Origin of the sequence: Halorubrum sp. SP9 (assembly GCF_005435015.1) — an archaeon.
In the GTDB taxonomy this organism is placed as follows: Archaea; Halobacteriota; Halobacteria; order Halobacteriales; family Haloferacaceae; genus Halorubrum; species Halorubrum sodomense.
The window spans coordinates 1-497 of the sequence record NZ_SGXU01000325.1 but is presented as its reverse complement, the minus strand read 5'-3'; the positions used below and the strand labels follow the sequence as shown (position 1 = coordinate 497).

The following is a 497-nucleotide window of genomic DNA, read 5'->3' as shown; positions in this document are numbered from 1 at the left end:
TAATGAACGAGGTAATCGATGTCGTGTGCGGCGATTTCGTACTCGGTGTGCCAGTCTTGGAAGCCGTTGTCGGCGGCGACGGACTGCAGGTCGTCCGCGTTTCGCCGGACGACCTGCGGTCCCGTCTTCGTGTCATGCTTCCACCGCGCTGTGATGTGAACGTCGAGAACAGCTAGTGATTCCACATCAGTCAATGTCGTCACTTTCAGCGTCTGTATCGTCCGTCCTGCCCGCTGGCGAAAGTACGAGGAGGCACGTCGCCGGTCGAAGAACGTGCTGTCGAGCGCAGCGTGTCCGGACTGCGGGTGCTGCTGCGCGGAAACGCGCAGCAGCGCCCGCCATACCCACATTTTCAGTCGATCAAACGACTTGTAGATCGTGCTGTAGTCTGGGAGATCGTCTGGATCTAAGCCGAGTGCGTCACGAATCTCGGCCATATACTTCAGCCGATTCGGCGTTTCTCGGTAGCTGTGGCCGTCTTCGAGCCGAAGACAGTG

At 58.8% G+C, this 497-nt stretch carries 1 pseudogene; it reads right to left on the bottom strand.

Going from position 1 to position 497, the window contains the following annotated elements:
• A pseudogene (locus EXE45_RS17740) lies at positions 1-497 on the bottom strand (IS5-like element ISHla3 family transposase); the annotation flags it as partial.